This is a genomic window from Oryzisolibacter sp. LB2S (assembly GCF_040732315.1).
In the GTDB taxonomy this organism is placed as follows: Bacteria; Pseudomonadota; Gammaproteobacteria; order Burkholderiales; family Burkholderiaceae_C; genus Alicycliphilus; species Alicycliphilus soli.
Window position 1 is genome coordinate 1,708,848 of the sequence record NZ_CP160388.1, and the last position, 13,104, is coordinate 1,721,951.

The following is a 13,104-nucleotide window of genomic DNA, read 5'->3' on the forward strand; positions in this document are numbered from 1 at the left end:
GGTTGTATGCGCCGTGCAAAAAGCGCAGTCAGCTATCAATATGAGAGTTGGCTGGCGGGGCCATCAGCCTTGGCTGCGTGTGCACAGGTGCAGCTCCCCTTCCGCCTTCCGGGGCCTGGACCGGGGCGCGGCAGCCGCGTCGCGCCGGCGCAGGGCCCAGCGCTCCAGGCCGTAGTACGACAGCGCGGCCAGCAGCGTGGAGATGGCCAGGCCCAGAGCCACGACCGCGGGCCAGGGCAGATCGGCGCGCAGCCAGCGCACCACCGGGTAGTGCCAGAGGTAGATGCCATAGGACAGCCGGCCCAGCGTGACCAGCGCCGGCGCGCTCAGCATCTCGTAGATGGCGCCGCGGCGCTCGAGCAGGGCCAGCATCACCACCACGGTGGCGCATTCGACCACCGTCATGCCCCAGACCATGGCGTTCATGTCGTCCCAGGCCTGGGCCATGAGCAGGGGCACGGCCAGCACCAGCCACATGAAGTGCACGAGACGCTGGCGCAGCGCCTCGAACCAGGCTGGCCGCTCGCGCAACAGCGTGGCCAGCAGGCCGCCGGCCAGCAGGCCCGTGGCGCGGGTGTCGAAGCGGAAGAAGATCTCGTAGAACTGCTGGCCCTGCACCACCCACAGCACGCGCCAGGCCCAGGCCAGCAGAAACAGCGCCAGCATCGGGCGCCACAGCTTGCCCGGTTGCGTCACGCGGGCCAGCAGCACCAGCAGCGGCGGCCAGACCAGGTAGAAATGCTCCTCCACCGACAGCGACCACATGTGCAGCAGCGTGTCCGGGCTGTCGAAGAAGGCGATGCCGTAGTCCGCCAGGTAGAGCAGGGACACCAGCGCGTCGGTGTACATGTCGGTCATGCCCGGCCAGAGCAGGGGCGCGAAGATGCAGTAGGCGAGCAGAAACAGCACGAGCGCCGGCATCAGCCGCCACAGGCGCCGGCGGTAGAAGCGCCAGTAGTCCAGGCGCCCGCTCTGCTGCCATTCCTGCAGCAGCAGCGTGGTGATCAGGTAGCCGCTGAGCACGAAGAACAGGTCCACCCCATAGAACGCGCCGTCGAACAGCGGCGCATGGGCGTGCGACAGGATGACGAGCAGGATGGCCACGGCGCGCAGCCCGTCCAGGGCCGGGTTGTAGGGCAGGGCGGGCAGCGGCTGGCCCGCTCGGGTGGTCTGATGGCGCTGTGCGTGCAAAACGGAGCATCTCCCGTCTGCCGTGGTGGGCCGCGCATGCTCCTTGCCGAGGAGCAGGGGCGGTGCGTCACCACGGGGGTTGAAGAAATTGCGGGCCACCGAGGGTGGCCGAGGCCGTGCATGGCATCACGGCCGGGGAGGCTGTCGAAGACAGTGGAATGCGGCGAAGTTTAAGTAAAAACCCGAATGTTTGCCGTAGCCGAATGTCAGCAACCATCAGCAATGATTACTTTTTCGCCCGGCTCACAGCCTCTCAGGCGGCGGAGTCACCCCAGCAGCAGCTTTTGCACCAGGTCGGCGGCCGTGCAGGCGCTGTACTTGCGCATCAGGCGTGCGCGGTAGATCTCCACCGTGCGGTGGCTGATGCCCAGCGTGCGGCCGATCTCCTTGGAGGTCATGCCCTCGAGCAGGCGTGCGGCCACCTCGCGCTCGCGCGCCGTGAGCTCGGCCTTCACGGGGCGCTGGGCGGACAGGTCCTCGAAGCTCCAGATGCCCGAGGCATGGGGGTCTTCGCGGTTGAGCGCGCGGCCCGAGACATGGCACCAGAAGGTCTCGCCATTGACGCGCTTCATGATGCGGCTGTCGGCGTAGTAGCCGCGGGCGTTCAGTATGGGGGCCATGCGCGCGCCCAGGCGCTCGTACTCGTCGGCGCTGGGGTAGAGCACCTGGAAGGACTGGCCTATGAGCAGCTCGCGCGATGCGCCGAACATCTCGCACACCTGGCGGTTGCAGTCCACCATGATGCGGTTGCGCGATATCACCAGCCCCACGGGCGCCATCTCGAAGGCCAGGCGGTAGTCGGCAACATCCATGGTGGTACAAGTCTTTAGGGAATACTACTTAACGCAATACGTAGTATCGTAGCGCATCGATTCAGTACTTCAGGAGGCAACGTGAAAAAGCTCTACCCTTCGGCAGCCGAGGCGCTCAAGGGCGTCGTGGCTGATGGCCAGCTGCTGGCCGTCGGCGGCTTCGGCCTGTGCGGCATCCCCGAGGCGCTCATCGACGCCCTGTGCGCGAGCGGCGTCAAGGATCTGACGGTCATCTCCAACAACGCCGGCGTGGACGGCTTTGGCCTGGGCAAGCTGCTCAACACGCGCCAGATCAGGAAGATGATCAGCTCCTACGTGGGCGAGAACAAGGAGTTCGAGCGCCAGTACCTGGCGGGCGAGCTGGAGCTCGAGTTCACGCCCCAGGGCACGCTGGCCGAGAAGCTGCGCGCCGGCGGCGCGGGCATTCCGGCCTTCTTCACCAAGACCGGCGTGGGCACCATCGTCGCCGAGGGCAAGGAGACGCGCGAGTTCGACGGCCACACCTATGTCATGGAGCGCTCCCTGGTGCCCGACGTGGCCCTGGTCAAGGCGCATCGCGCGGACAAGAGCGGCAACCTGCAGTTTCGCCTGACGGCGCGCAACTTCAACCCGGCCGCCGCCATGGCCGGCAAGATCTGCATCGTGGAGGTCGAGGAAATCGTCGAGACCGGCGCCATGGACCCCGACCAGATCCACCTGCCCGGCATCTACGTGCACCGCATCGTGCACAACCCGACCCCCGAAAAGCGCATCGAGAAGCGCACCATCACCGAAAAGACAGGAGCCTGACATGCCGTGGACCCAAGACCAGATGGCCGCGCGCGCGGCGCAGGAGCTGCAGGACGGCTTCTATGTGAACCTCGGCATCGGCATTCCCACGCTGGTGGCCAACTACACGGGCGACAAGGAAGTGTGGCTGCAGTCGGAGAACGGCATGCTGGGCATAGGCCCGTTCCCCACCGAGGACCAGGTCGACGCCGACCTGATCAACGCCGGCAAGCAGACCGTGACCACCATCCCCGGTTCGTCCATCTTCGGCAGCCACGAGAGCTTTGCCATGATCCGTGGCGGCAAGATCAACCTGTCCATCCTGGGCGCCATGCAGGTCACCGACAAGGGTGACCTGGCCAACTGGATGATCCCCGGCAAGATGGTCAAGGGCATGGGCGGCGCCATGGACCTGGTGGCCGGCGTCAAGCGCGTGATCGTGCTCATGGAGCATGTGGCGCGCAAGAAGGACGGCACGACCGATCTCAAGATCCTGCCCCAATGCACCCTGCCGCTCACCGGCCAGGGCGTGGTCAACCGCATCATCACCGACCTGGGGGTGATGGACGTGACGCCCGAGGGCCTGAAGCTCGTGGAGCTCGCGCCGGGCGTGAGCTTCGAGGACATCCAGTCCAAGACGGGCGTGCCGCTGCTGCGCTGAGGCGCAGGCACCACCGCCGGCGGGCCCGCGGGCCCGGCCGGCCGCACAAGCCGGGTCGAGAGGCCCGGCTTTTTTGCGTTCTGCGGCTGCGCAAAGCACCGTATAGTCGGCCCCAACATTTGGAAACACCTTGACATGGGCATGAACGCACCCGCCACCTTGCAGGTCCCCGCCGCCACTGAGGGCGAGAACGACGGCAGTCACTACCTGCGCGCCATCACCGACATGGCCGATCGCGGCCATGTGGTGACGCACGATGCCCTGTACACGGACAAGGGCATCAAGCTGCTGGACAAGGGCACGCGTGTCGACGGCCGGCTCTACGACCGCCTGGTCAAACACAAGCTGCGCGGGCGCATCGAGGACCATCTGACGGCGCAGGACATGGTCAGCGTGCAGACGCTGGTGGAGGTGGCCAGCGCCCAATGCGAGAGCGATACCCTGGCCTATCTGCTGGTGCACACGCTGGAGGGCATGACGGCCGCCAGGCTGCTGGCGCCCGTGCGTGCCATGCTGCTGCCCGCGGCCATCGCCTTCAAGCTCACGGTGATGCGTGAGCAATACCCTGCGTTGTTCGCCCACAGCGTGCGCGTGATGCTGGTCTCCGTGTACCTGGGCATCAGGAGCGGCTGGAGCGAGCGCCAATGCGTGCCGCTGGCCGCCGCGGCGCTGTTGCACGACATGGGGTCGCTGCACATGGATCCCGTCTGGCACGACCCGGCCAACAAGATCACCGGAGTGGGGCGCAAGCAGCTGCTGGCGCATCCGGTCACATCCATGCTCATCGCGCGCGAGCAGAACATCTACCCGCGCTCGGTGGAGCAGGCCATCCTCGAGCATCACGAGCACATGGACGGCAGCGGCTATCCGCGCGGCTTGCGGGGCGATCAGATCTCCCCCATGGGCCAGATTCTGCTGACGGCCGAGGTGGTGGCCGCATTCTTCGAGAAATATGCCGACCAGGCCCCGGCCCAGCGCCTGTCGCTCACGCTCAAGCTGAACCACCGCAAGTTCCCCTCGGACCTGGTGGCCTGCCTGCTGCCTCTGCTGCAGATACGCGCCGTGCAGGGGGACGTACAGGCATCGCACGGCGATGTGGAGCATTGCGTGACGCAGCTTGCACAGGCCTTCGACGACTGGGAGTCCCGCCGCGCAGGCCCGCCGCCGGTGCAGCCGCCGCAGGAGGGGCAGGAGGAGGCGCAGGCCTGCGTCATCGTCGGGCAGCGGCTTGCTGCGCTGCAGAAGTCGCTGTTCGAGTCCGGTACCCATCCGCGCCAGCTCACCGACATGATCCCGCTGCTGCAGGGCGATGCCCAGGGCATGGCCGAGCTCGCCCTCCTGGTGCAGGAGGCGCTGTGGCAGCTGCAGCGCATCGTCAACGTCACCTACAGCCAATGGCCCGGGTTACCCGACAGCCCGGAGCCGGGTGACATCGCCGTCATGCGCTGGCGCGATGCCTGCGCCGCCCGGCTGGCGCAGGAGCCCATGACAGCGGCGTCTTGAACAGACACATCACAAAAGACACATCACCTCGAATACTGTATATTTAAACAGTATTCGAGGTGATGCCCGTGGCCCTTTGTGATTCGTCCTTGACCATTCCCGGTGTCTGGCGCGCCAGCGCCTGGGCGCAGGCGGACCAGCCGGTGCTGGACACGGGCCATGGGCCGCTCAATGCCGAGCTGCCCGGTGGCGGCTGGCCCCTGGGCGGCCTGACCGAGCTGCTGCTGCCCGCGCAGGCGCACTGCGAATGGGCCTTGCTGCTGCCGGCGCTGGCGCGTCTGCTGGGCGCCGCGCCTGGGCGCGCCGTGCTGGTGGCGCCGCCGCTCGAGCCCTTTGCCCCGGCGCTGCAGGCCGCGGGCCTGCCCGCAGAGCGCCTGTGCTGCATACGCCCCTCGGGCCCGGGCGCGGCCATGGCCGCGGCCTGGGCCTGCGAGCAGGCGCTGCGCTGCCGCGACGTACGCGCCGTGCTCGCCTGGCTGCCGCAGCTCGTCACGCCCCAGCTGCGCCGGCTGCAGCTGGCGGCCGCGCAGCACCGGCAGCTGCTGTGGCTGCTGCGGCCCGAGGGCGCGCGCGCCCAGGCATCGCCCGCGCCCCTGCGCCTGTGGCTGCAGCCGCAGGGCGATCGGCTGCTCGTGCATGTGCTCAAGCGCCGCGGCCCCAGTGCCCTGCAGCCCGTGGTGCTGCCCGCGCAGGGCGCGCAGCTCGCCGCGTTGCTGCAGGCCCAGGCATGGCGGCGGCGCCAGGCCCAGGCCGATGCCCGGGGCATGGCCGCACCGACGCCCATGCCAGCACCGCTGCCCGTCCCCCTGGAGGCATCCCATGCTGTGGCTGGCCTGGCTGCTGCCCTGCATTGATCGGGCCACCGGCCTGCCACCGGCCGCGCAGGGCTGGTGGGCGCTGCGTTTCACGCCGCGCGTGGCGCTGTTGGATGAGGCCCTGCTGCTGGAGGTGAGCAGCACCGAGCGCCTGTGGGGCGGGCGCGCCGCGCTGCAGGCGCTGCTGCGCCAGGCGGCGCCCGATGTCCATCCGCCCGAGGCGCCCGAGGCGGCCGAGGCCACCTGGGCCGCCGGCCCCACGGCCCTGCAGGCCCTGGCACTGCTGCGCCTGCGGCGCATGGGGTGCCCCCTGCCGCAGCGCCTGCCGCATGGCCTGCCCCTGGCCACGCTCACGGCCTTGCGCCCGCATGCCGCGGCCCTGCAGCACCTGGGCTGCCGCAGCTGGGGCGATGTGCGCGCGCTGCCGCGTGCCGGCGTGGCGCGGCGCTTTGGCAGCGCCTGCCTGCTGGCGCTCGACCAGGCCTGGGGCGACGCGCCGCAGGGCTTTGACTGGATCACGCTGCCCGAGCAGTTTGCGCTCGAGCTTGAGCTGCCCGCGCTGGCCGAATCGGCACCGGCGCTGCTGGGCGCGGGACAGCGCCTGCTCGATGCGCTGCAGGGCTGGCTGTGCGCGCGCCACCTGGGCGTGCTGGCGCTGGAGCTGGCCTGGCGCCACGATCTGCGCCGCGTCGATGGCGTCGAGCTGCCGCCCTGGCAGCGGCTGCAGCTGCGCACGGCCGAGCCGCTGCAGGGCATGGCGCATCTGCGCCGCCTGCTCTCCGAGCGCCTGGCGCATGAGCGCCTGGCCGCGCCCGTGAACCGCCTGGCCCTGCGCAGCCTGCAAACGGCGCCCCTGGCCCCGGCCAGCCACGACCTGCTGCCGCCCGCGCCGGACGCGACCCAGGGCGAGCCCTGGCATCAGTTCGTCGAGCGCCTCTCGGCCCGGCTGGGCGCGGGCAGCCTGCAGGTCGTGGGCCTGCGCGCCGACCACCGCCCCGAGGCCATGCAGCAATGGCACCCGGCCATTGCGCCGCCGCAGGGGACTGGGGCCGCGGCGCCGGCCACCTCGGGATTGCCGACCGGCCTGCCCACCTGTCTGCCGACCTGGCTCGTGCGCCCGCCGCAGCCGCTCGCGCTCCAGGGCAGCCGCCCCTGCCTGCGTGGCCAGCCCCTGCGCCTGCTGGCCGGCCCGCAGCGCCTGGAATCGGGCTGGTGGGAGCCTGCCGGGCAGGGCGAGGCCGGCCCGGGACTGGTGCGGCGCGACTACTTCGTGGCGCACAACGATGCGGCCGGCAGCGTCTGGATCTTTCGCGAGCGGGCCAGCGGCGCCTGGTTTCTGCAGGGGGTGTACGCGTGAGCCTGCCGGACTACGCCGAGCTGCACGCGCTGAGCAACTTCAGCTTCCAGCGCGGCGCCTCGCACCCGCACGAGCTGGTGCAGCGCGCCCATGACCTGGGCTACGCGGCCCTGGCGCTGACGGACGAATGCTCGGTGGCCGGCATGGTGCGCGCCCATGTGGCGGCCCGGCAGCTCGGGCTGCGGCTGATTGCGGGCAGCGAATTCCTGTGGGGTGACCTGCGCATCGTGGCCCTGGCGCGCGACGCCCGGGCCTGGGGCGACCTGTGCGAATTCATCAGCGCCGCGCGCGCACGCGCGCCCAAGGGCAGCTATGTGGTCGATGCGCAATCGCCCTGGGCGCTGCTGCGGGGCTGCGAACTGCTGCTCGCCCCGCGGCGCGAGGCCTTTGCAGATGCTTCTGATTCAATAGCTGTCAGCGCTTGTCTGGAGAGCGCCAAAGCCCATTTTGACCATGAATGCTGGCTGGCCGTGGAGCTGCACATGGCGCAGGGCGACGCGCTGTGGCTGCGCCTGCTGACCGAGGTGGGCGCGCGCCTGGGCCTGCCGCTGGTGGCCGCGGGCGATGTGCACCTGCATTCGCGCGCGGCCAAGCCGCTGCAGGACGTGATCACCGCCGTGCGCCTGGGCCGGAGCGTGGCCGGCTGCGGCCTGGCCCTGCAGCCCCATGCCGAGAAGCGGCTGCGCCCGCGCAGCCAGCTCGCCGGCCTGTACCCGCCGGCGCTGCTCGCCGCCACGCTGACCGTGGCCGGGCGCTGCAGCTTCAGCCTGGACGAGATCCGCTACCGCTACCCGCTGGAGACCGTGCTGCCCGGCATGACGGCCCAGCAGAGCCTGGCCTGGCTGACCTGGGAGGGCGCCCATGCCCGCTACCCCCAGGGCGTGCCCGAGGCGCTGCAGGCGCAGATACGCAAGGAGCTCTCCCTGATCGCCGACTGCGGCTACGAGATGTACTTCCTGACCGTGCACGACATCGTGCGCTACGCGCGCAGCCAGGGCATTCTGTGCCAGGGGCGGGGCTCGGCGGCCAACTCGGTGGTGTGCTATTTCCTCGGCATCACGGCCGTCGATCCCGAGCAGGGCCACATGCTGTTCGAGCGCTTCATCAGCAAGGAGCGCAACGAACCGCCGGACATCGACATCGACTTCGAGCACGAGCGGCGCGAGGCCGTCATCCAGTACATCTACGCCAAGTACGGGCGCGATCGCGCCGCCCTCACGGCCGTGGTCATCCGCTACCGCACGCGCAGCGCGCTGCGCGACGTGGGCAAGGCCCTGGCCATCGCGCCGGCCCTGGTGGACGCCTTTGCCAAGGACCATCATTGGTTCGACGACCTGCTCGCGCAGGAGCGGCTGCTGGCCCTGGCCCAGGACCTGGGCGTGCCCCTGAGCGCGCACCAGGCCACGCTGTGGCTTTCTCTGGCGCAGCAGCTGCGCGGCTTTCCGCGCCACCTGAGCCAGCATGTGGGCGGCTTTGTGCTCACCGAGGGCCCGCTCACGCGCCTGGTGCCCGTCGAGCCCGCGGCCATGCCCGGGCGCTCCGTCATTCAGTGGGACAAGGACGACCTCGATGCCATGGGGCTGCTCAAGGTGGACGTGCTCGCCCTGGGCATGCTCAGCGCCCTGCGCCGCTGCCTGGACGCGCGCGCCGCGCTGCGCGGCGAGCGCTGGGGCCTGGCCGACATCCCGCGCGAGGACCCGGCCACCTATCGCATGGTGTGCGCCGCCGACACCGTGGGCGTGTTCCAGATCGAAAGCCGCGCGCAGATGAGCATGCTGCCGCGCCTGCAGCCGCGCTGCTTCTACGACCTGGTGGTGCAGGTGGCCATCGTGCGGCCCGGCCCGATACAGGGCGGCATGGTGCACCCCTACCTGCAGGCGCGTGCGCTGGCGCGCCGCCAGGGCGGGGCCGTGCCCCTGCTGCAGCAATATCCGGAGCTCGCCGGGGCGCTCGCGCGCACCCTGGGCGTGCCCATCTTTCAGGAGCAGGTGATGCAGATCGCCATCGATGCCGCCGGCTTCACGCCGGGCCAGGCCGACGCGCTGCGCCGCTCCATGGCCGCCTGGCAGCGCAAGGGCGGGGTGCACCACTTCGAGCAGCCCTTCAAGGAAGGCCTGCGCGCGCGTGGCTATCCAGAGGAATTTGCCGATCGCCTGTTCCGGCAGATCCTGGGCTTTGGCGAATACGGCTTTCCCGAAAGCCATGCCTACAGCTTTGCGCTGCTGGCCTATGCGAGCAGCTGGCTCAAGCGGCATGAGCCGGCCTGCTTTCTCGCGGCGCTGCTCAATGCACAGCCCATGGGCTTTTACCCGCCCGCCCAGCTTGTGCAGGACGCGCGCCGCCACGGCGTGCGCGTGCTGCCCATGGACGTCACGGCCAGCGACTGGGACTGCACGCTCGAAGGCCCGCCGCAGCCCATGCGCGCGGTGCAGGCGCCGCAGCCCGCGGTGCGCCTGGGCCTGCGCCTGGTGTGGGGCTTGCGCAGGGATGCCGTCCGGCGCCTGGTGCGCGCGCGCCAGGACGGCCCCTTTGCCAGCGCCCAGGACCTGGCCCTGCGCGCAAGGCTGCAGCGCCAGGACATGCAGGCGCTGGCCGCGGCCGACGCGCTGCGCGCCCTGGCCGGCCACCGCCGCCAGCAGATGTGGGATGCCGCGGCACAGCTGCAGAGCCTGCCCCTGCTGCGGGACGCCCCCGTGCACGAAGAGGACCTGGAACTGCCCGAGGCCCCCGAGGGCGAGGACATTCTGTTCGACTACGCCGCCACCGGCCTGACCCTGCGCCGCCATCCGCTGGCCCTGCTGCGGCCACGGCTCGAGCGCTGGCGCATGGCCACGGCGTTGCAACTGCGCAACATGCGACGGGGGAGGCGCGTGCGCGCCTGCGGCATCGTCACCGTGCGCCAGCGGCCCGGCTCGGCCGGCGGCACCATGTTCGTCACGCTCGAGGACGAGACCGGCTCGGTCAACGTCATCGTCTGGCCCGCGCTGCTCGAGCGCTGGCGCGACGTGCTGCTGCGCGCACGCCTGCTGGCCGTGGAAGGGGTGTGGCAATGCACGGGTGAACCCGGCGCCGGCATGGCCGTGCGCCACCTGCTGGGGCAGCGCTTTGTCGATCTCACGCCGCTGCTGGGGCGGCTGGCGCAGGCCTTGAAGGGCGGCCGCGAGTTTCATTGAGTTTCAATCTACAATGGTTTCCAAGTGTTAATTTGGTAACTTACAAAGGTTTTTTGCAGTAAATTCAGGTGTTTCGGTGTAACTTGACCTAATTGACCCGAGAAGTCATTTGATTTTTTGGTTACTCAACAAGCCATGGTGTGAGTCACTGAGAACCACTGCCTGGAGAACAGCATGTTGAACTCAAACGAAGCCAACGCCACACAACCCTCGTCCGCGGCCGAGGAGAACCCCACGAGTTCCGGGCAATTTGCCGTGCACCAGAGTCCCCCCTCCATGTGGCCCGATTTCATGACCGGCCAGGTGGACAAGCCCGCGCGCGTGCTGCTCGTCGACGACGATCCACATATGCGGCGCGTCATCGCCCAGGAGCTCATGGCCGATCAGCGCACGCTGCTGGTCGCGCAGGCCGCGAGCGTGCGCGAAGGCCGCAAGGCGATCAAGCAGCACGACTTCGACGTGCTCCTGGTCGATCTGAATCTCGGCGACGGCGAGGGCTTCGAGCTTCTGGAGTACCTCAAGACCATGCGCCCCGAGGCCGAGGCCATCGTCATCTCGGTCATGGAGAACGACGACCAGGTGCTGCACGCCTTCGAGCTCGGCGCCACGGGCTACCTGGTGAAGAACTCCTGGTTCGGCAACTATCCTCAGGCCGTGCTGCAGGTCGTCAACGGTGGCGCGTCGATCACGCCCAACCTGGCGCGGCGTCTGTTGCAGCGCTTCGATCACAGCGCGCCCACGGCCGCCGCCGAGCCGGCACCGGCAGCGCCCGCCCAAGCCTCCACCGACCATGAGACCGAGCGCCTCTCGCAACGCGAGAAAGAGGTGCTGCGCATGGTCGCCAGCGGCTACACCAGTGCCGAGATCGGCAACCAGTTGCAGATCAGCAGCCTCACGGTCAACACCCATATCAAGAACATCTACCGCAAGCTGCAGGTACGTACCCGCGCACAGGCGGTGCGCTTCGCATCGCTGCGCGGCCTGTTCTAGTCCCGTCATTCACGTCGCTGCGGGGCCCGGTGGCTCTGCAGCCAGATCAGCTACATCATGTTTCGCACCCGTCCGCCGGTGTATGCACTGGCCTGTGTGGCGCTTTGGCTCGTGCAGCTGGCCATCAACGTATGGCTGGTTTACTCCGGCCAGCATGCGCATGCCGCTCCCAACCTCTGGTTGCTCCTGAACCTGGCGACGACCATCGTGCTGGGTGTTCTGATCGTCCTGCAGGTGCCCAGGGCGTTGCAATGGCGCCCGCGGCGCAGCAAGCGACCGAGCCACGAACTCAAGGTCGAGCGCCAGCGCATTGCGCGCGACCTGCATGACCAGGTGGGCTCGCAACTCGTGCATGCCATTGCCATGGTCGACCGTGACAACCCCGCCGCGCTTCCCCTGGCGCGGGCGCTGGAGCAATGTCTGCTGGACGTGCGCCTGCTGGTCGACTCCATGGATGGCGACGACGATGCCTTGACCGACCGCCTGGCGCGCCTGCGCCACCGCGTCCAGCCCTCCCTGGACCAGCGCGGCATTGCCCTGCAATGGGACGTCATGTATGCCGGTGGCGCCAGCCTGCCCGTGGGAGCGCCCGCGCGCGAGCTCACCGCCATCGCGCAGGAGGCCGTGAGCAATGTGCTCCAGCATTCGGGTGCCACGTCCCTCAAGGTCCGGCTGCGGCATGTCGAGGAGGAGGGCGGCGCCTGGCGGCTGCAGATCATCGACAACGGCAGGGGCCTGCCCGATGCGCCCGCGGGGCATGAGGCCGGCCACGGCATTGCCGGCATGCGCAAGCGCGCGGCGATGGCCGGCGGGCGCCTCGATCTGCTGCCCGCCGAGGGGCAGGGTCTGTGCGTGCAGGTGACCGTGCCCGCGCGCTCCTGACGGCCCTGCACAACCACCATGCACAACAGCCATGACCCACGCGTGCTGCCCGTGCGCGACGGGGTGAGCCCGAGCTGCGTGGTGCTGCCGTCCACGGGTCAGGGCCTGCTGCTGGATTTTCTTGTGCAGCGCCTGCCCGCGGTATCGCGCGAGGACTGGCTGCGCCGCCTCGCGGCCGCCGAGGTAGTCGACGAGCATGGCCGACCCGCCCAGGCCGGCACCCGCTTCACACCGGGCCTGCGCTACTACTACTACCGTGAGCTGCCTGCCGAAAGCCCCATCCCGTTCGAGGAGACCGTGCTCTACCGGGACGAGCACATCCTCGTCGCCGACAAGCCGCATTTCCTGCCCGTGGTGCCCGCCGGCCGGTACTTGCAGCAGACGCTGCTGGTACGCCTGAAGCGCCGCCTGGGCCTGCACGAACTCTCGCCCGTGCACCGCATAGACCGCGACACGGCCGGGTTGGTGCTGTTTTCCGTCCAGCGGGCCACGCGTGGGCGCTACCAGGCCTTGTTTCGCGAGCGCAGCGTGCGCAAGGTGTACGAGGCCGTCGCCCCCTGGCGGGCAGACTTGCAGTTTCCGCGCCTGCACGAGAGCCGCCTGGAGGAATGCGGGCATTTCTTTCGCATGCACGAGGTGCCCGGCGCGCCCAACGCGAGCACGGCGATGGACATCCTCGAGCAATCGGGCCGCTGGGCGCGCTACCGCCTCGAGCCCCTGACCGGCAAGCGCCATCAGCTGCGCGTGCAGATGGCGGCCCTGGGCCTGCCGCTGTGTGGCGACGCCTTCTACCCCGAGGTCAACGACCCGCCCGAGGGCGACTATTCCAACCCGCTGCAGCTGCTCGCGCGCAGCCTGACGTTCACAGACCCCGTGACGGGCCAGGCGCGGCATTTCGAAAGCCGCCTGCAACTGCGCCCGCTGGCTGAGTTCGATAGGCCCGATTGATCAC

11 protein-coding genes are annotated in these 13,104 nt (G+C 69.4%); 9 read left to right on the plus strand and 2 right to left on the minus strand.

Translation table 11 applies throughout. The features are described 5' to 3' along the window. Nucleotides 1-63 precede the first annotated feature (63 nt). On the minus strand, nt 64-1,191 hold the full coding sequence (locus tag ABUE11_RS08090) for an acyltransferase (RefSeq protein ID WP_367068783.1): 1,128 nt from the start codon (nt 1,189-1,191) through the stop codon (nt 64-66). 266 nt (nt 1,192-1,457) lie between these two features. After that, nucleotides 1,458-2,003, minus strand: a complete 546-nt coding sequence (locus ABUE11_RS08095; RefSeq protein WP_367068535.1) for a PAS and helix-turn-helix domain-containing protein — start codon at nt 2,001-2,003, stop codon at nt 1,458-1,460. Nucleotides 2,004-2,084: 81 nt separating this feature from the next. On the opposite strand from ABUE11_RS08095, the gene ABUE11_RS08100 reads away from it, so the two are divergent. The 9 genes from ABUE11_RS08100 to ABUE11_RS08140 all read left to right on the plus strand — a co-directional run bounded on the left by ABUE11_RS08100 (nt 2,085) and on the right by ABUE11_RS08140 (nt 13,100). Beyond that, a complete protein-coding gene (locus ABUE11_RS08100; RefSeq protein WP_367068536.1) occupies nt 2,085-2,792 on the plus strand; it encodes a CoA transferase subunit A in 708 nt (235 codons plus the stop codon). 1 nt (nt 2,793) lies between these two features. Further along, nucleotides 2,794-3,432 (plus strand): 3-oxoacid CoA-transferase subunit B, encoded by a 639-nt coding sequence (locus tag ABUE11_RS08105; protein ID WP_367068537.1) that lies wholly within the window; start codon nt 2,794-2,796, stop codon nt 3,430-3,432. 141 nt (nt 3,433-3,573) lie between these two features. After that, on the plus strand, nt 3,574-4,935 hold the full coding sequence (locus tag ABUE11_RS08110; protein ID WP_367068538.1) for an HD domain-containing phosphohydrolase: 1,362 nt from the start codon (nt 3,574-3,576) through the stop codon (nt 4,933-4,935). 89 nt (nt 4,936-5,024) lie between these two features. Continuing rightward, nucleotides 5,025-5,789 (plus strand): translesion DNA synthesis-associated protein ImuA, encoded by a 765-nt coding sequence (gene imuA / locus ABUE11_RS08115; RefSeq protein ID WP_367068539.1) that lies wholly within the window; start codon nt 5,025-5,027, stop codon nt 5,787-5,789. Beyond that, on the plus strand, nt 5,755-7,107 hold the full coding sequence (locus ABUE11_RS08120) for a DNA polymerase Y family protein (RefSeq protein WP_367068540.1): 1,353 nt from the start codon (nt 5,755-5,757) through the stop codon (nt 7,105-7,107). Before imuA ends, ABUE11_RS08120 begins: the two co-directional genes overlap by 35 nt. Further along, nucleotides 7,104-10,280, plus strand: a complete 3,177-nt coding sequence (locus tag ABUE11_RS08125; protein ID WP_367068541.1) for an error-prone DNA polymerase — start codon at nt 7,104-7,106, stop codon at nt 10,278-10,280. Before ABUE11_RS08120 ends, ABUE11_RS08125 begins: the two co-directional genes overlap by 4 nt. Nucleotides 10,281-10,556: 276 nt before the next feature. Further along, nucleotides 10,557-11,270 (plus strand): response regulator transcription factor, encoded by a 714-nt coding sequence (locus tag ABUE11_RS08130; protein WP_367068784.1) that lies wholly within the window; start codon nt 10,557-10,559, stop codon nt 11,268-11,270. 57 nt (nt 11,271-11,327) lie between these two features. Further along, on the plus strand, nt 11,328-12,152 hold the full coding sequence (locus ABUE11_RS08135) for an ATP-binding protein (protein ID WP_367068542.1): 825 nt from the start codon (nt 11,328-11,330) through the stop codon (nt 12,150-12,152). An 18-nt stretch (nt 12,153-12,170) separates the two neighbouring features. Next, a complete protein-coding gene (locus ABUE11_RS08140) occupies nt 12,171-13,100 on the plus strand; it encodes a pseudouridine synthase (RefSeq protein ID WP_367068543.1) in 930 nt (309 codons plus the stop codon). Nucleotides 13,101-13,104: the final 4 nt, after the last annotated feature.